This is a genomic window from Chryseobacterium sp. 22532 (assembly GCF_052044665.1).
GTDB classification, from domain to species: Bacteria; Bacteroidota; Bacteroidia; order Flavobacteriales; family Weeksellaceae; genus Chryseobacterium; species Chryseobacterium lathyri.
On the sequence record NZ_JBQENJ010000003.1, the window covers coordinates 139,425 to 158,763 of the forward strand.

General features: G+C 37.6%; 13 protein-coding genes. 2 read left to right on the forward strand and 11 right to left on the reverse strand.

What is annotated here, in order from left to right; genetic code table 11:
• Positions 1–190: 190 nt before the first annotated feature.
• Positions 191–562 (reverse strand): winged helix-turn-helix transcriptional regulator, encoded by a 372-nt coding sequence (locus ACTJIV_RS08545; protein WP_111957675.1) that lies wholly within the window; start codon positions 560–562, stop codon positions 191–193.
• Positions 563–653: 91 nt separating this feature from the next.
• On the opposite strand from ACTJIV_RS08545, the gene ACTJIV_RS08550 reads away from it, so the two are divergent.
• On the forward strand, positions 654–1,253 hold the full coding sequence (locus ACTJIV_RS08550) for an FMN-dependent NADH-azoreductase (protein WP_440626841.1): 600 nt from the start codon (positions 654–656) through the stop codon (positions 1,251–1,253).
• Between the two features lie 249 nt (positions 1,254–1,502).
• Here ACTJIV_RS08550 and ACTJIV_RS08555 read toward each other — a convergent pair whose 3' ends face one another.
• From ACTJIV_RS08555 to ACTJIV_RS08585, 7 genes are all read right to left on the reverse strand, one after another.
• Positions 1,503–2,906, reverse strand: a complete 1,404-nt coding sequence (locus ACTJIV_RS08555; RefSeq protein WP_111957679.1) for an MFS transporter — start codon at positions 2,904–2,906, stop codon at positions 1,503–1,505.
• Positions 2,906–3,430: a nuclear transport factor 2 family protein gene (locus tag ACTJIV_RS08560; RefSeq protein WP_111957681.1), complete on the reverse strand. Its 525-nt coding sequence runs from the start codon at positions 3,428–3,430 to the stop codon at positions 2,906–2,908. The genes ACTJIV_RS08555 and ACTJIV_RS08560 overlap by 1 nt, the downstream gene beginning before the upstream one ends.
• An 18-nt stretch (positions 3,431–3,448) precedes the next feature.
• Entirely contained in the window at positions 3,449–5,296 is a 1,848-nt protein-coding gene (locus ACTJIV_RS08565) for a glycoside hydrolase family 13 protein (RefSeq protein WP_440626844.1), read from the reverse strand.
• 101 nt (positions 5,297–5,397) lie between these two features.
• The gene (locus ACTJIV_RS08570) at positions 5,398–7,554 is read right to left on the reverse strand and encodes a glycoside hydrolase family 97 protein (protein ID WP_440626846.1); all 2,157 of its coding nucleotides are present in this window, start codon (positions 7,552–7,554) and stop codon (positions 5,398–5,400) included.
• 75 nt (positions 7,555–7,629) lie between these two features.
• Entirely contained in the window at positions 7,630–8,745 is a 1,116-nt protein-coding gene (locus ACTJIV_RS08575; protein ID WP_440626848.1) for a SusE domain-containing protein, read from the reverse strand.
• Positions 8,746–8,761: 16 nt separating this feature from the next.
• Positions 8,762–10,363 carry a RagB/SusD family nutrient uptake outer membrane protein gene (locus ACTJIV_RS08580; RefSeq protein WP_440626850.1) on the reverse strand — a complete coding sequence of 534 codons (1,602 nt, stop codon included), beginning with the start codon at positions 10,361–10,363 and terminating at the stop codon, positions 8,762–8,764.
• Positions 10,364–10,375: 12 nt separating this feature from the next.
• The gene (locus ACTJIV_RS08585) at positions 10,376–13,132 is read right to left on the reverse strand and encodes a SusC/RagA family TonB-linked outer membrane protein (RefSeq protein WP_440626852.1); all 2,757 of its coding nucleotides are present in this window, start codon (positions 13,130–13,132) and stop codon (positions 10,376–10,378) included.
• Between the two features lie 330 nt (positions 13,133–13,462).
• Between ACTJIV_RS08585 and metG the strand changes: the two genes are divergently transcribed.
• Entirely contained in the window at positions 13,463–15,499 is a 2,037-nt protein-coding gene (gene metG, locus ACTJIV_RS08590) for a methionine--tRNA ligase (protein ID WP_440626854.1), read from the forward strand.
• Between the two features lie 193 nt (positions 15,500–15,692).
• Here metG and ACTJIV_RS08595 read toward each other — a convergent pair whose 3' ends face one another.
• From ACTJIV_RS08595 to ACTJIV_RS08605, 3 genes are all read right to left on the reverse strand, one after another.
• Positions 15,693–16,397: a class I SAM-dependent methyltransferase gene (locus ACTJIV_RS08595; protein ID WP_440626856.1), complete on the reverse strand. Its 705-nt coding sequence runs from the start codon at positions 16,395–16,397 to the stop codon at positions 15,693–15,695.
• 277 nt (positions 16,398–16,674) lie between these two features.
• Positions 16,675–17,487, reverse strand: a complete 813-nt coding sequence (locus tag ACTJIV_RS08600; RefSeq protein ID WP_440626858.1) for a siderophore-interacting protein — start codon at positions 17,485–17,487, stop codon at positions 16,675–16,677.
• Between the two features lie 124 nt (positions 17,488–17,611).
• Positions 17,612–19,204, reverse strand: coding sequence for an MFS transporter (locus ACTJIV_RS08605; RefSeq protein ID WP_440626861.1), 1,593 nt, complete (start codon positions 19,202–19,204; stop codon positions 17,612–17,614).
• Positions 19,205–19,339 lie beyond the last annotated feature (135 nt).

The window sequence follows — 19,339 nt, forward strand, 5'->3', positions numbered from 1 at the left end:
TGAAACTGTTGATGTAGGTTAAGAAAGGATTTGGGCTGTGGCAGAAGTGTTTTTCTGTTAATACAATGGTAGAAACTTAAGGCATAAAGATTTTATCCAAGACAAATTGACTGAGGATATAAACTAGTTTTGAAATCTAATATTTGAGCTAAAGCCTTTACTGACATGCTTAATTTAATATTATTAGTATTTATTTCAATTTTTCTGTCTCTACTGGAGTTCCGAAAATATGTTTGCGGTGATTTTCGCCCCAATCTTTCAGAGATTCCACAACAGGGTGTAGTGTACTGGTATATTGTGTGGGATAGTATTCTATACTTACCGGATAGGTATCCTTAACTATTCTTTCAACTAACCCGTTTTGTTCGAGCTCTTTTAGTTCTTTGGCTAAAACTTTTGAGGTCAGTTTCGGAATGCTTCTTTCAATTTCAGTAAAACGCTTATTTCCTGCATTCAAAGAAATGATAATTTGTAATTTCCATTTCCCATTAATAACATCCAGGGTATCGCGGACAGGTTTTAACGCCTGCATGCAATCTTTATGATTATGTTGCTTTTCCATTTTTTCACTTTCCTTTAGGTAACTGCTATACTTTGGAAAGTAAATTTACAATAATTTTGTCATTCATAAAAACGAAAAAATTCAAAACAAAATGGCAAATATTTTAAATATCCAAACGAGCATCAGCGGAGAAAACTCTGTAAGCAATAAGCTTTCTCAAGCTGTAATTAATCAGTTATTGGATAAAGACCCAAACAGCAAAGTGGTAATCCGTGATCTGGCTTTAAACCCGATTCCCCATCTGGAAATTCATCATTTCAGTGCCTCCAGAATTCCGGATGAAGAAAGGAATGATGAACAGAAGGAAGCCTCAAAATATTCTGACGAATCATTAAAAGAAATCCAGGAAGCTGATATTATTGTGATTGGTGTTCCTTTTTACAATTTTACTTTTCCATCCACGTTAAAATCATGGATCGACAGCATTGCGGTTGCCGGGAAAACATTTTCGTATGCAGACGGAACACCAAAAGGTCTTTTACAAAACAAAAAACTGTTTTTAAATTTTGCCATCGGCGGAGTGTATGAAAACGGACTCATTGAGAATATGGAGCATTATTTAAGAACTTTATTTGGATTCATCGGGATTACAGATGTAGAAGTTTTCAAATCTCAGGGAATGATGGTTCCTCAATTAAAAGAGGAGAATTTTTCAAAGGCAGTTGTAGCTATTGAAACTGCTTTGGCGTAAATCGTGAATTATCATGGTGAATTTTTGCAATTTGTCATTGATAATTTCATTTTTAAACCATTAGCAAAATTAAATATTTAGATCATTAAATTTTGGCTAAAGCCCTTTGGTGATGGCATTAATTGAAAAAGCGGGCTAAAGCCCGCTTCTATTGAATTGTATTATGATTGACTGACATTCGAGGTTTCTGTGCTTCCATCATCCGACTTCTTCCTCTAGCTTCTAACCTATAATTTCTAACTTCTTCCTTTAAAAATGTACCTGCTGGATTTCCTCTTCTATTTCCTTAGGGGTTTCATCTTCTGATTTTACAAAAATCATTGTAAGGACAGCTCCGATTAGCATGCAGATACCTCCGACTACAATATAATCTATGGCTTGCTTTCCAAAGACACTGCTTACAATGGGTCCTCCGAAAATACCATTGATGATTTGCGGGATTACAATGAAAAAATTGAAAATTCCCATATAAACCCCCATTTTCTTTTGCGGAATCGAATCAATCAGCATGGCATAAGGCATTGCAAGAATACTTGCCCAGGCAAATCCTAATCCTATCATTGAAATCCAAAGGCTATGGATATCTTTGATAAAATACATAGAAATAAGACCTAATCCACCACAAGCCAAAGCTAAAGCGTGGGTTTGCTTTTTACCAATAAACTTAGCAATCGGAGTCAGGGCAAATGCAAAGAAAATCGCATAGAAATTGTAGCTTCCAAATAAACTTCCCGTCAGATCTCCGGCTTTATTAAATTCCACTGAATGGGTATCATCAGGAGAAAGTCCGAAATGGTGGGTTGCCAGAGCACTGGTTGTGAAAACCCACATGGTAAATAATGCAAACCATGAAAAGAACTGAACAATTCCCAGTTTTTTCATTTGAGAGGGTGCATTCCTGAAATCTTTAAAAATATCTGAGAATTTGGATTCATTTTTCACAATGGGTTTCCCACCTTCAAATGATGCGAACTCTTCCGGAGAATATTCTTTGGTCGTAATAATGGTATATAAAATTGATAGAATTAAAACTGCTGCCCCGATGTAAAAAGAGTAAATCACATTGTCTGCTACAAAACCTTTGGGAGCAACATTTGACACTCCTAATTTTGTCAGCCAGTTCGGCAAATCAGAACCTATAACAGCCCCAATTCCTATTAAAATGGTCTGAACAGAAAACCCAATGGTTGCCTGGTGTTTCGGAAGCATATCTCCCACTAAAGCACGGAAAGGTTCCATTGCCACATTGATTGATGCATCCATCATAGCCAGGAAAATGACCGCCATCAACAAAACATTGGCAGCCAACATTTGTGTGGCAGAAGCCGCATTAGGAAGCATGACCAAACCTATTGCGCATAAAACCGCCCCAATTAAAAAATAAGGCTTTCTTCTTCCGAGCGGACTCCAGGTATTGTCTCCCATATGCCCAATAATCGGCTGAACAATCAATCCTGTGATTGGTGCAACGAGCCAGAACCAGGATAGTTCATGGACATCCGCCCCGAAATTGGCGAGAATTCTGCTTGCATTACCATTTTGTAAACCAAAAGCCATCTGGATTCCCAGAAATCCCATACTCATATTGATGATCTGAGCCATGGAAAGATTCGGTTTTATTTTTTTCGTAAAAGTACTGTGCGAAGGGTTCATTAGTGTTTTTTTAATTCTTGGATTAAGGTATTCTCAATGGCTGCTTTTTCTGCAACCACTTTATCAACTACATCATTCGGAACAGTTACAGAAAGTACATACTGTTTTACTTTCCAGCTTCCGTTTATTTTTTCTACAACGCCTGAGCCTCTGCAGATTTTCATTTGGGTATCCAGAAGCTCATCAAACCAGGCCAGTTTACCATCTTTGCTGAAATAGATATTTCTTTTAAGGGAAGTGAAGTTCCAGGTTTTCTTTTTGTCAAAATAAGGTTTGGCCCAAACCATAAAAGCTTTTTTATCCCAAACTTCTGTAGCATCGGTTCCTATAAACGTGGACTCGTCTGCAAAGTAGTTAAAATAGGCATTGAAATCAGCTTTTGCTGCAGCAGTATTAAAGCCGTCCAGCATAGTTCCTATTTCTGTTTTGTCTTTTTCAAATTTGGTCCCGTTGGACTGGGCATGTATTCCCATAAAACCAAGTATAAAAAGCGCTAAAGTGTAAACAATTTTTATTTTTTTCATAGTATCATTGATTTAATCTTAGAGTTCGATAATCATTGGAGTTTTTGCAGGTACAGTGAGACTTTTTTCCATAGAAAATTCCTTTCCTGAAATAACATCTTTACCTTTTGTCATACCGTTTAATGATTCTGCAAAACGTTTTAAATCTAATGTCTGATCTTTTTCATTATTGTTGATGACTACCATTACATTGTTCTTGGTATCATATCTGAAATAGACAAATACACCATCCTGAGGAACGTAATTTTTAGTTTTCCCCGTATGAATCACTTCTTTATCTTTTCTCCAGTTTAATAGTTTTTGGCTAAACTGATAAAATTCTTTCTGATCGGGAGTCTGTGATGAAGGATTGAAAGCATTCTGCGCATCCGATTTCCACCCACCAGGAAAATCCCTGCGGATATCTGCATCGCCTCCCTTAGTTTTATCTCCTCTCATGCCTACTTCTGAGCCGTAATAGATCTGTGGAATCCCTCTGACCGTAGAAATCAGGGTCAATGCCATTTTGTAGGCTTTCGGATTGGCATTAAAAATCTCATTCCACCTTTCGGTATCGTGATTTTCAAAGAAGACCAGAAGATTATTAATATCAGGATACAGGAAGTCGCTGGTAAAAACATTGTAAAGCTTTACCATTCCTGTGTCCCAGCTTTCTTTTTCTTTAATAGCTTTCGGCATATCACCGTACAGCATAAAGTCCATAACGGAAGGCAGATTTGAATTGTAGCCGGCTGCTTCTCCAGTTTTAGAGTTTTTCTGCCAGGCAGAAATCTGTCCTGCGGTATTAAGCCATGTTTCCCCTACGATATTGAATTTTGGGTATTCGTCGGTAATGGCTTTTGCCCATTTGGCCATTCCTTCTTTATCATTGTACGGATAGGTATCTACACGCAGCCCACCCAATTCGGCATATTCAATCCACCAGATTGCATTTTGGGTAAGGTATTTTAAAACCAATGGATTTTTTTGATTAACATCCGGCATGGTGGTATCAAACCAGCCATCCAGTGCATATTTTTTATCAATTTCTGAGGCATTGGTGTCAAACTGGGTCGTTGTTTTGTAATTGGATCGGTAAAAACCATTTTTTCCCTCATCAAACCAATGAATCCAGTCTTTTGAAGGCAGGTCTTTGATGATCCAGTGAGAAACTCCCCAATGGTTGGTTACATAATCCATGACCAGCTTCATATTCCGCTTGTTCAGCTTCTGGGAAAGTTCGCGGTATTCTTCATTAGTCCCGTAGCGGCCATCTATTTTATAAAGATCAGTTTGCGCATATCCGTGATAGGAATATACTTTTTCATTGTCTTCGTTAACGGGTGTAAGCCAAACGGACGTGGCTCCAAGGTTTTGGATATAATCAAGGTTGTTGATAATTCCACGAAGATCTCCGCCATGTCTTCCGTTCGGTAAGCTACGATCTGCTTTTTCAATAAGGTCAGGTCTGGAGTCATTTTTTTCATCACCGTTAGCAAAACGGTCCGGCATGATAAGATACATGACATCTTTTGAAGTAAAAGATTCGCGGTCTGCGGATCCAGGCGCTCTTTGTTTCAGCTCATAAGTATAGGAGCTGATATTTTTCTTTCCTTTCTTGAGATTGATTTTAAACTTCGGAACATTGATCTCATTGGTATTGACCGTTACAAAAACATAATTGGGATTTTCAACTTTTTTTAAGTCTTTTATCTGAATACCGTCGGAAAGTTCAATTTCATTTTGGGCAATATCTTTTCCGTATACCAGGATCTGAAGTTCAGGATTTTTCATTCCTTTCCACCAAAAAGCAGGTTCTACTTTCTGAATCTGTGAAAAAGCCACAGATGCTGCTGAAAGGGCAAAAATTGTATATATTTTTTTCATTTATGATTGTATTTTGATCAATAGTTTTGTTAAAAAGTAATGCCCCGGCCCATTTTTCCGAATATAATGAACCGGGGCATAACAAACTTATGAATTAAATCTTAATTGACAGGCTTTACAGAGACAGCAAAACCGCCGCTTCTCGCCATTTTGAAATTCAATTTAGATTTGCTGGTGATCTGTTTTTTGTAGATGTTATAACTTTGAGGATTATCAATATAATCGGCATCTTTTCCATCTTCGTAAACGGTTACCTCATATTTTTTCCCTTTATCCAGGAAAGAGAAATCTACGGTGTATTCACGCTTATTTTCATCAGTAATACCTCCTACAAACCAATTGTCAGTACCTTTTGCCTTTCTGGCAGTGATGACATAATCTCCCGGCTCTGCCGATAAAATCTTAGTATCATCCCAGTCTGCAGCAACATCCTTGATAAACTGGAATGCATCCATATGCTTTTTATAGTTTTCAGGAAGGTCTGCCGCCATCTGAAGAGGCATATACATCGTTACATACAGGGCAAGCTGTTTGGCAAGTGTAGTTTTCACAAAACGCTTATCTCCAGGGAAATAATAATCTAATTTAGTCTGGAAAATACCCGGTGTGTAATCCATAGATCCCCCCATCCATCTTGTAAACGGAAGAACGGTCTGGTGGTCAGGTTTATTTCCTCCGAATGCTTCGTATTCAGTTCCTCTGGCTGCTTCTGCAGAAATATAGTTCGGATAGGTACGGCTTTCACCTGTAGGGCGTACAGATTCATGGGAATTGACCATGATTTTATAATCGTTTGCTTTTTCAGCAATTCTGTAAAAATGGTTGATTGTCCATTGTGAGTAATGGTGTTCTCCTCTTGGGATGATATCTCCCACATAGCCTGTTTTTACGGCATCATAACCGTATTTGTTCATCAGCTGGAAAGCTTTATCCGACCATCTTTCATAATTGGTTGCAGAACCTGAAGTTTCATGGTGCATGATAAGCTTAATGCCTTTCGAATGGGCGTATTCATTCAGCATTTTGATGTCAAAATCCGGATACGGTGTAATGAAATCGAAAACAAATTCTTTGGAATGACCGAACCAGTCTTCCCAACCGATATTCCAGCCTTCAATCAATAATCCCTGGAAACCGTTTTCAGCAGCAAAGTCGATATATTCTTTAACTTTTGTATTGTTAGCCGCATGTTTTCCGTTTGGCGTCAATTTTGAGAAATCTGTTTTGTCCAAATGTACGTTTTCAGCAGTAGAATAAGCCCACTGGGATTTTCCGATGATCATTTCCCACCATACACCCATGTATTTAGTAGGATGAATGTAAGAAGTATCGGTATATTTTGTAGGCTCATTAAGGTTAAAAATCATTTTAGATTCCATCACCTCTTCTGCTTTTGGAGAAACGATAATGGTTCTCCAAGGGGTTACTGAAGGGGTTTGAATATATCCTTTTGCCCCCTGTCTGTCAGCAGTAAGATGTGTTTTGAATTTAAAATTCTGGGCATCCACTTCAAGATGGGAAGCCGGATAATCTAAAACAGCTGCTTCTGCTACATTTACATATAAAGGATCTTTACCTTCTTTTTTAAGCATCAATGGAGACTGAACAGCATTTTTAACGAGAGCCTGAGAGGCATTAGCATCAAATGCCTTATCCCATTGGGAAGGAATTTCGGAGATCTTTGTTTCCTGGTATTGATATTCCTGGGAATCATAGTCTGCAACAATCCACCATGCTTTCATATCTGTAGGAAAGTCGATTTCAGAATCTTCTTCTCTGATCACGAAATAATTCAGGTTTTTCTGCTGTGGAAATTCATATCTGAATCCCAATCCATCATTAAACAATCTGAACTTTACAACAATACTTCTGCTTGTAGAAGCCTGATCCAAGGTAACGGCAAGTTCGTTGTAATTGTTGATATAGTTTTTCTTTTCGCCCAAAACCGGCTGCCAGGTTTCGTTTTTAGAGTCACGTTTTTCTTGTGTTTTCGTGAACCCGTTGTTCAGATCAAATTTTGCGTCTTCCGCTTTAGCTATTTCAGAAGCGAATTTAATAGCTGAGTCTTTAAATAATCTTAATCCTAATTTAGAATCTTCTACCACCACAGCACCATTGTATTTCAGATTATAATAGGGTACTCCCTGTTTCAGCTGAAAGTTCATTTCAAATTTTCCATCCGGTGATTTCAAAGACTGTGCATTAACACCTGCGAACATCATTGAGAGCAATATCGCTCCAACTGTAATTTTCTTCATAATGATTATTTATAAACTTAAAAATAGATAAAGTGCTGCGGTAAAGCAACACTTTATCAAATTATTTTGGACGTTTTACAATTTTGTAACAGTTAACTTGTAATAGGCCGAATTATGTAAATCCAGTTCTATTTTATAGTTTCCTGCTTCGGATACTTTATAATTAGGATCACCGTCTACTGTATTTTCAGCATTGAAATAAGTTTGTACGGCCTTTCCTGAAACCAGAGTCTGGTCATCTTTCTTAGGCTGGAATTTTAGTGCCCAGTCGTCATTTCCTCTAAATTTAAATGATCCTGTACTACTCAACATAATTGAATTGATTACGTAAGTCTTTGTAGCCGGATTATAAACAAAATCTGTATCTGAGTTCCATCCTGTAGGCGTAGCATCTCCGATTATACCAAAGTTTGCCAACACCGATGAATAGGTATTTGCAACCCAATCAACTTTAACATAGTATGTCCCTATTACAGGGGCTTTTATGTTTGCTCCGTCTCCAACTAATTTTCCGGTATTCGTTCCGTCATCTCCTTTATTTCCCGGCCAATCTTGATTGATCGCAAATTTGTATTGTCCGTTTTCACCTGTAAGATTACTAATCCAGATGAATCCTCTGTATTTATTATCTTTTTCAGGAGAGAACAGGTTTGGTGAATTGGCAGGATTCCAATTTGCATAGCCTGCTGCTCCGGCATATCCACCAGGTACATTAATCTTCGGATATACCAAATCCGGGTTTGGAGTATAAGGTGTTACTTTAAGGGCTATTACATTGGAATAAAAAGCTGCTGATCCTACAGATGTTTTTAGTCTTGCTTCAATATCATTTACAACATCTGGTGTCGCTCCGATATTGAACATGACAGCATTCATTGCAGCATGGGTAACTGAACCTGTCATTAAATCATTGGAAAAATCAACAGTAGCACTTTTTTTAAAATTGTTTCCTTTGATCCCGAATTCTATCTGCTGGCTGGAAACTACAGCGATATTAAATGTTGGTTTCGTCCATGTGAAATTAATCACAGCATCATTGGCAACGAGTTCATTAAGAACTATTGTACTTTTATCAGAAGAAAGCTTACCTGCGTTTGTTTCACTAATCACAGCCTGATCTTCATCCTTTTCGCAGGAAATAACCAGAAAACCAATGAGGGCTATGGTTAATAATCTAAATATTTGTTTCATTTTATAGTGTTTTTAATTAATATCCAGGATTCTGAATCAGGTTAGGATTGGCTATAATATCTTTATTTGGGATAGGGAAAAGATTTCTATAGCTTTCAACAGCTTTTCCATCTTTAACATTCCCTTTCCATGGCCATAGATAATCTCCTGTAGTAAATTTGTTGAAACGGACAAGATCTGATCTTCTAGATGTTTCCCAAGATAATTCTCTTGCTCTTTCATCTAAAATAAAATTCAGATTTATTGAAGTTACGTTTCCACTTGTATTACCATAAGCACGTTCTCTTAATTGGTTAATGTAAGTGACTGCAGTTGCCTGACTACCTCCACTTCCTCCTCTAAGAACAGCTTCTGCATACATAAGGTAGATGTCTGCTAAACGATATAGAGGAATATCAGCCTCCACCCAGTTATCATGTGCCCCTACAGATCCATTGCTTTTAACGTTCTTATACTTGATAAATGCATATCCATCTGTAAAAGAACCCAGATCGTTAATTTCCAAATTCTGTCCTGCTGTAAAAAACCTTCCTCTTTTATCAGTTCCATTAGTTGGGAATAGGTTTACAAATGCCTTTGTCGTTCTGATTCCGCTCCAACCACCATTGATTCCAAAATCAGAAGCTTTCATACCCCCACCTACTGCTGCATGGACTAAGTAAGTAGTTCCTCCGTTGGTTTGTGTATTAATCCCATCAAAATTTACACTTAGTATCTGTTCTGGATTACTGATATTATTATCTGCAAGGAACAGCTCATCATACTTTGGCTTTAAAGAATAACCTGCTGCAATTACTTTATTACAATAAGTAATACAGTCTGTATTTCTCTGTGTTCCTGTATATACTTCAGCATTTAAATATAATTTTGCCAATAACGCCCAAGCTGCAGCTTTGTCTGCTCTGCCATATTCATTGGTTTTAGGCTCTTTTAATTCACCTGCTACTGCAACTAATTCAGATTCTATGAAGTTAAATAATGATTTTCTGTCTATTCTCTGTGGAGGATTTACAGATCCAGGAAGATATGTTTCATCTACAAAAGGTACATTCCCGAACATATCAATTGCATGGTAATAGGATTGTGCTCTTAGGAAACGGGCTTCGGCTCTCATTAATTTTGCCTGAGCAAGGTTGTCTCCGGTAATATTATTTGCTGCTAATTTTTCGTCTGTAACATTTCTCAGAAATTCATTACAAAAAGCAATTTCCGTATATACTCTGTAATACATTGCAGCAATAAATTCATTAGAAGCATCCCATGTCATTTTATGAAGGGTATGAAGATTTCCATCATTCCAACCTATTACTGCTTCATCAGTAGTTATTACATTAAGGGTATACAGTAATCTTGTATACTGTGAAAAACCTCCGTTAATTCCATTAATATCACTATCAGGCTGGTCACCATCTCCACTTACCTGTCCTCCCATAGCAAGACCTCCATAGAGTTTTGCTAAAATATTTTTATAGTTGGAAAAATCTTTATAGATACTTGCAGAGGTAACATCTGTTATTGGCTCTCTTTCCAAATCTTTTACACATGACGCTGTAGTCAGTAGAAATGCAGCAGAAAGAGGCAATACTATATTTTTAAGTTTGATTTTATTTAGTTTCATCGTAATTATTATTTAAAATTGAAAATTAAAGCCCAATGAATATACTCTAGGCATCTGATAATATCCGTTGTCTATGTTCCCAAAAACTTCAGGGTCCACCCCTGTATATTTAGTAATTACAAAAACGTTTTGTGCCATACCGTATACTTTCAGATTACTTCCTTTAGAGAAAACTTCACCGAAATTATAGCCAATATTGATATTATCTAATCTTAAGAATGATGCATTCTCTACATAAATATCCGATTTGTACTGAGGTACAGAGAATTTATATTCTGGAGCAGTGGAGAATACATTTTGAAGGTATTCGTTTGTAGACGCAGACTGCAATGAACTGTTGGATGCCATGTTGTTATAAACATAGTTTCCTAATACGGCTCTTGCACTAAGCGCAAAATCCCAGTTTTTATGAGATACTTTAGTTGAAAAACCTAAAATAGCATCCGGAGTAGTAGACTTGTAATAGTACATATCTTTTGTATTGATCATGCCATCTGCGTTTCTATCTACATATGCTCCGTCTACAGGTTTTCCATTAGTATCATATACCTGCTGATATACCCAGAATGAATTTGGAGCATATCCTACAGCATGTGCCTGAATTCTGTTTCCGGCACCTCCCTCAATACCACCGACTTCCATATTGAATGATTCATCTGCTCTGTCTTTCAATTTAGTTACAATTGGATTGTAATGTGTTGCATTAAAGCTTAATTCCCAAGTAGTCTTTTCATTTTTAACAGGAACTACTGTAATGCTTCCTTCAATACCTTCATTCTTCATATCTCCCACATTTTGCCAGCTGGCATTACTTAAGCCTCCTGCTGCTTCATCAGCATATACCAATAGATCCTTAGTGTCTTTTCTGAAAAGGTCGATAGATCCGGTAATTCTATTTTGAGTAAAACCAAAATCCAATCCTATATTTTTTGTAGTGGTAGTCTCCCATGTAAGATTTGGATTATAATTGGCAGGTCTGAACATAAAATAATATTCGTTCCCAAATTGATAACTAGCACCTGGATAACTTGGATTATATGCGGCAAATGCAGGGTAATTATTAGGTTTATTTCCGTTTAGAGCCGGTAGTTCCTGCTGTCCGGTTTTTCCCCATCCCGCTCTCAATTTTAAAGTACTAATTGCTGAAATATTTTTGATGAAGTTTTCTTCATTAAGCTTCCAAGCCAAAGAAACTCCAGGAAAGACACCCCATACATTATCTCTTGTCCCGTTAAAGAATCTTGAGGAACCATCTTTACGAACAGATCCAGAAATAATATACTTATTAGCTACTGTGAAAATAGCTCTTCCATAAAAAGATATTAGTGTATTCTGTGTTTCAAAATCTAGATCCGGTGGTAAAGTAGTACCATTTCCTTTATAAGTAATAGCTCCCGGAACAATTGTGCGGAAATCCTGGTAAGCATATCCGGCTGTAATATCTACTCCTGTACTAATTGGAGCTATATTTTTAACATAATTAAAATAGGTTTCCAAAAGTTTGTTCTTTTTTTCCATCGAGTAGAAATTAGAACTTCCTTTGTCACCGTAACCAGGTCTGTAGTTTGCATCTTTAAATTTGTGTCCTTCACTTTTTGTATAATCATAACCGGCATTCACATTAAAATGCAGGTCAGGAAGAAAGTGAAGTTTGTAATCTAACTGAATATTTCCCAATCCTCTGGTCACAGATGATACATCCCGTACGCCATCAATTAACCCAAGAGGGTTGGTATTGGCATTCACATTATATCCTGTTGCTGATCCTGAATCCAACCATTCATAATATCCTCCATAATTGGAGTTTCCGGAATATACAGGCTGTGTAGGGTCAAAATAAGTAGCTGCTTTGATTACTCCGCCATCTACAAATCTGTTATCTGTGAAAGTTCCTTTGGCATTGACATTTACTGATAAATGATTATCTAAGAACTTAGGATTTAAGTTCAAGCCTACTGAGGTTCTACGGAAAGAATTTGATCTTACAATACCGTTTTGCTCGTTATAACCTAACGATAAACGGTAAGGCAAGCCTTTAATACCTCCTGATAGGGCAACATTATTGTCTGTTCCCCAAGCTGCCTGGTAAATCTTGTCCTGCCAATTCGTATCTGCATTTCCAAGTTTGGTCTTGTAGTTTGCCGGTGCGTAGGTATTGACAAAATCTCTAAACTCCTGTGCATTTAACACATCTACATTTCCCATTTTCGTAGAAACCGAAGCTACTGTTGAGAAATTCACTTTAAATTTCCCGGAGCTTCCTTTCTTAGTTGTAATCAAAATAACACCATTAGAAGCTCTATTACCATAAATAGCAGTAGCAGAAGCATCTTTCAGGATATCAAATGTTTCAATATCATTTGGGTTGATGAGAGATAAAGGATCAGAAACACCATTCATTCCCACAAAATCCTGAGGAACTCCATCAATAACAATTAATGGAGAGTTTTCTCCACTTAAAGAAGATGTTCCCCTGATTCTAATTTTTGTACCCGACCCCGGAGCACCGCTATTATTCGTAATCTGTACTCCAGGTGTTTTACCCTGGATCAGCTGACCTGCAGAAGTTGCTCCTCCGTTGAAGTCTTTGGCAGTAACTGAAGTAATAGATCCTGTAAGGTCAGATTTCTTTTGTTTTCCATATCCGATCAATACAACCTCTTCAATTTTTTTCTCCTTGGTTATAGAGTCTTGTGTCTGTGCATGTATCATTGAACTAGCCAATAAAAAGGCGGGCGCAATTTTTAATACCGTTGTAAAATTTTTCACAATATCGTTTTTTTTAGTTTCGTTTCTTTAATAATGCTGTACAACCAGCCTTGCAATTTATAAAAAATTTAGAATTATTATAATATTATTGAAAATTTAGATAAATTTATGTAAATTGCTTGTCTGTCAAAAAACCAAATATCTGTTTTCCATAACATTACGTTAATATATGTAATGCATAATATATTGATATAATTAACAAAAAGTTAAACATTTGTTTAACTAAATGTAATATTTCAGTCTGGCAGACGGGCAAAAAACTTATTATAACCGAATATTAGGCGGTTCTAGGAGATAATTCTTATCTTTGCAGTTAAAACTTTACGATAAATGTCAAACAGAAAGATGATTACGGCAGCTTTGCCTTATGCAAACGGACCGGTTCATATAGGACATTTGGCAGGTGTGTATATTCCTGCGGATGTCTACGCAAGATTTCAGAGAAGATTAGGAAAAGATGTAGCATTTATCTGCGGATCGGATGAGCATGGGATTCCTATCACCATTAGAGCAAAAAAAGAAGGAGTAACACCTCAGGATATTGTGGATAAATACCATGAGATCATCAAAAAATCTTTTTCAGATCTGGGAATTTCTTTTGATGAGTATTCCAGAACAACCTCTAAAAAGCATTACGAAACGAGCCAGGATTTCTTTAAGGTCCTTTATGAAAAAGGGAAATTTACGGAAGAGATTTCTGAGCAGTATTTTGATGAACAGGCCGGAGAATTTTTGGCAGACCGATATATTGTAGGAACATGCCCGAACTGTGGGAATGAAAATGCTTACGGAGACCAGTGCGAAAAGTGTGGGTCTACCCTATCGCCTTCAGAACTGATCAATCCTAAATCCATGTTAAGCGGAAATGTTCCGATTCTTAAGGAGACCAAAAACTGGTATCTTCCCTTAAATGAATATGAAGATTTTCTGAACGAATGGATCATTGAAGGCCATAAAGATGACTGGAAACCGAATGTATACGGACAGGTTAAATCATGGTTGAATGATGGTTTAAAGCCACGTGCCATGACCAGAGATCTGAACTGGGGAGTTCCTGTACCGCTTCCAAATGCAGAAGGGAAAGTGCTTTACGTTTGGTTTGATGCCCCTATCGGATATATTTCTTTCACTAAAGAATGGGCAGAGAAAAACGGAAAAAATTGGAAAGATTACTGGCAGAATGAAAACAGTGACCTGGTTCATTTCATCGGAAAGGATAATATTGTATTCCACTGTATTATCTTCCCTGCAATGATGAAAGCTCACGGTGATTATATCATGCCGAAAAATGTTCCTGCCTTTGAATTCTTAAACCTTGAGAACGATAAGATCTCAACGTCCAGAAACTGGGCGGTATGGGCACATGAATATGTAGAAGAATTCCCGGGACAACAGGATGTGTTAAGATATGCGCTTCTTTCGTCTGCTCCGGAAACAAAGGACAATAATTTTACCTGGAAAGATTTCCAGACTAAAAATAATTCTGAGCTGGTAGGAATTTTCGGTAACTTTATCAATAGAGTTGCTGTTCTTATCCATAAATATTATGATGGTATTGTTCCTCAGGGAGATGTAAAGAGTCCTGAATTAGGAGAAATTAACAAAACCGCTAAAGAAATTTCAGGATTCTTGGAAAATTATGAATTCAGAAATGCATTAACGGCATTAATGAATCTTGCCCGTTTCGGAAACCAGTACCTTCAGGCTGAAGAACCCTGGAAAACGATTAAGGACAGCCCTGAAAAAGCAGCACAATCCTTATTTGTAGGAGCTCAACTGGCAGTTGCTTTAGCCCAGCTTTGCGAGCCATTCATGCCTTTTAGCTCTGAAAAGCTATTAACCATGTTCAATGCTGAACAGGCGAACTGGAGCGATGTTGAAAACAAATCTGTTTTAATAGAAACGGGTCATAAAATCAATGAAGCTTCTCTTCTTTTCTCAAAAATTGAAGACAGCGTCATCGAAGCTCAGATTGAAAAACTGGAACAGACCAAACAAAACAATAAAAAAACAAACCCTAACGCCAACCCTATGAAAGAAGAGATTTCTTTTGATGATTTTGCTAAAATAGACCTTAGAACAGCTACCATTTTAGAAGCTGAAAAAGTAGAAAAAGCGGATAAATTATTAAAATTCAAAGTAGATACAGGGGTTGATATCAGAACTGTGGTTTCAGGTGTTGCAGAAAGCTTCACACCGGAAGAACTTATCGGGAAACAAGTAATGATCTTATTGAACCTTGCTCCAAGAAAGATCAGAGGAATAGAGTCTCAGGGTATGTTCTTATTAACGACAAAACCTGATGGAAAACTGTCTTTCGTAACACCGGATGACAGCAATGTGGAAAATGGTATTGAGATAGGATAATCAATATTTAAGATAAAGCAAAAGACACATGAAAAATCATGTGTCTTTTTTTATTTTATACTCCATCCTTAAAACAAAATTTAAACTCAATGACCTTAAAAACTTGATATTAACCTTAACACCATTAAGAAGAGTTTAGCGATTAAGAGTATTAAGAGATTGCTTTGCTGCGCTCGCAATGACAAGGCAATATTTATTTTTTAGTCAGTTTTGCCAGATAGGAATCTTCATCCTGCATTATTTTTTCTACCTTAAAGCCGTTATTTTCTGCGGCATTTTTCAAAGTTGTAAAATCAAGGTAGAGCCATTTGACAGGATCTTCAGATTCTCCTTTATAATGAACCACATAATCCAATTCACCATAATAGCCGCCTGCCGGAATATAAACTCCCCCATCTTCATCACGGTCGAACATATACAGAATATCCGTACTGTCGATCAGGATCTGTCCGTTATCATTAATTAAAGTGTACAGCTTCTGAAGATAAATATCAATTTTTTCCAGACTTTCAAAAATTCCGGTTCCATTCATCAGAAGCATAACGGTATCAAAGGTTTCTCCTGAAAAATCAAGCATATTTTCGCATACCGCTTTTTTAATTCCCCTAAGCTTACAGACCTCAGTAGATTTTGGTGAAATATCCAGTGCCAACACATCAAGATTTCTTTCGTTCTGAAGATACAAAGCATGAGAACCGGCACCGGCACCAATGTCCAGAACTTTCCCCTGAGCCAGCTCAAGTGCTTTCTGCTCAATATCGTTCATCTCCTCAAAATCTCTGAAAAGATACGCTACCGGAAGCTCATCCAGTTCCGATATTGATGTTTCTGTTTGCAGATCCTCAGGGTTTTCATTGCGAAAATAATCCCAGACTGCTTTACCCATTAAATCTTTCATTGCTGTATTTAAGGGTGCAAAGATAAGAGTTTCGGGTTCGGATTGCAAGTTTGTCTGCGGTGAGGATTGAGAGTTTGAGGGTTTGAGAGTAAATGAGTTTGAAAGTGATTTTGGTTGCTGGTTTGTTCGTTGCTGGTTACTGCATAATTATTAAGTTAATGAATTATTGTCTGGTATGGGATGTCTTGGTTCTTGATTCTTGATTCTTGGCTCTCGGCTCTTAACCTGCCATTCACCATTCACTTGCAAAGCAAAATTCACCATTGACCTAATAATCCTATCCCATCGAATCCTTCTCCTTATGCCTGTCCTTCTCCGATTCATTCTCTGCTACACCTGCTTTCCAGTAAGAATAAGCATTGAGTTCCTGTGAAGTCCAGTTTTTTTCTTTTCTGAGATAGGTACGGATTTCTTTAACGCTTGAAAACTCGGCCGCAACATATCCGAATTTAGTAGTTTCCGGAATAGCAATATCTTTTACAACATCTGCCATTTCACTACTGATTTGCGGTGTGGGATTATGAAGCCATTTAAATTCAATATCAGCCTTAGTTTTAAGGATCTGTTCGTCTTCTTTTCCGTGAACTTCGATGATGCAGACTCCTTTCGCTGTTTCCGGTAAAGTTTCCAGCATCGCACTCAGAACAGGAATGGCAGTTACATCTCCTACAAACAGGTACCATTCAGCATCCGGATACATTTCTTTAGCTTCGGTTCGCATCATGATGCCCAGTTTGGATCCGGCTTCAGATTCCCGGGCCCATTTTGATGCGGGACCGCCATCACCATGGTCTACAAAATCAATGATCAGCTCATTTTTGTCCAGATCAATCCCTCTGTGGGTATAGGTTCTTATAGCGGGAGCTACTTCTTTTGGAGGATAAACCCATTGGCGGTTTTCATCCAACGTTGGAAAATGAATTTCATCCAAACCTACAGGAGGAACAGCGATCTTATTATTATCACCAATGGTGGTATTTTTAAACAAATGAGCTTCGGGAGAATACAGATAGACTCTGATGTAATGATCTGTGATATATTCTTTTCTTGCCAGTTCTGCAACAATCCGCCCTGTTTGAATTCTTGACATATCTTTTAATTTTATTGATACAAATTTAATTTTATTTAGACAAAATAAAAATAATTAATTCAAAAAAAGTAAAGCCCCACTAAAAAATTATAGCAGAGCTTTACTCGTGAAAAACAAGGTATCTTTAAACCGCAGGCCCGGCTGCGTCTTTTATTTCTTCTAATAATTGTTTCCGTTCACGGAGTCTTCTTCTGGCAATTACAGATTTACCGCCGAGAACTCTGATGAATCTCAAATACCGGAATCTTTCCCTTCCAAAATGATGTGTCATGACGTACAGCAACACTCCAAAACCTACCAAAATAATATATCCGAAGATCTTTTTGCCGGCCACAATAATGGCATTCAGCTGAAGCGTCTTCATATTCGCGGCTAAAGTCTGAGGACTCACCGTCATTCCGTCAATATATACCGCAAGATCACCTACTGCCGTTATCTGGAAACGGTACTGAAACCATGAATACAATGCTGAGAAAAAGCCCACAGCCAGAAAAGTTCTCCACACAAGCACTAATCCGATGGCGGCCAGCATATCATCCATTTCAAGTTTATCCAGGGTATAGAACCACACTGAAATGAACAATGAACACATCCCGTATCCTTTTAACAACATCGGCAGGTACCAGTTCTCATAATTGAATTCTAAAACCATCGAAAAGTACATAATCAATGCATACCCCATCATTGCTGAAAACCCTGAGAAGATGTACATTTTCAATGGTATTTCTTTTTTAAACCAAAATACAGCAATTGTTCCTGCCAGGATAATTCCGGGAATCATGAGTAGATTCAGCCCTGCGTTCGTTTGCTGATCATATCCGAGAACTCCTACTGCAAAGGTATTCTGCAGTGCAGTGGTTCCTAAGAACATTCCCAGAAACAACAGCATAAACAGACCATGCTGCACATTATTTTTTTTGAATATCATGAATGATAAATAAGGCCTTTTTAAAGTAAACTGACGAACCACCAGCAAAGCAAAGCTTACGAAAGCAGCCATACTCGCATTCATAATATGTTTTGAATTCCACCAATCCTGTTGCTTTCCGAAAGAAAAAACATAGGCGGAAAACATAAACGTAGAAACGAATAACATGATACTCATCCAGTCAATATAATGTAACGGAACTTTTAAGGCAAAGTATTTATCATGCATAAATATCCAGTGGATCAGAGCAAGAATGAAACACAATACCGCTGCAATGATGTAGAAATGCTGCCAGTTGTAATGAATAGAAACGACCACTGAATAATAAGCTGCCACCTGGTTCATCACTAAAACAAAGGTGTAAAACAGTCCATAAAACATCCCTCTGTTACCAATCATTGTCATTAACGGAAGGAATAATTCAATAGTCACCATCATCTTTAAAAACCCGATAAACAGTGCCGTAAACACAAATACCATTGGCTGCATCGTTGTTCCATTGATGTAGCTCAATACTCCTAAAAGTACGAGCAGCACCGTCATTTTATCTCTCACCTTGAATCTCATCTTCATTCTGAGAACGATCGGCATACAGGCGCCCATTCCTATTGTGGTAGCATAATTGGCCCACATAAAATATTCTGTCATCGCACCGGTACCGCTCACCAGATAACTGATGTTTCCGGTGTACACCCCGCCAAGCGGCATCACGACTGCCAATAGCAGTACGATGAGCAGCAGCTGTACGGGTTTGGGTACCCAGTCGTTATATAGTCCTTTGTTGTACATGAATTTAGAAATTAGATATTAGAGGTTAGAAGTTAGAGGATGGAAGCAGGAGATGGGAGATGGAAGTTTCTTTTGTCATCATACTTCTGCTTTCCAAATAAGTTCTGTTTAAAAAAAATTAAAAAATAAGAAAGG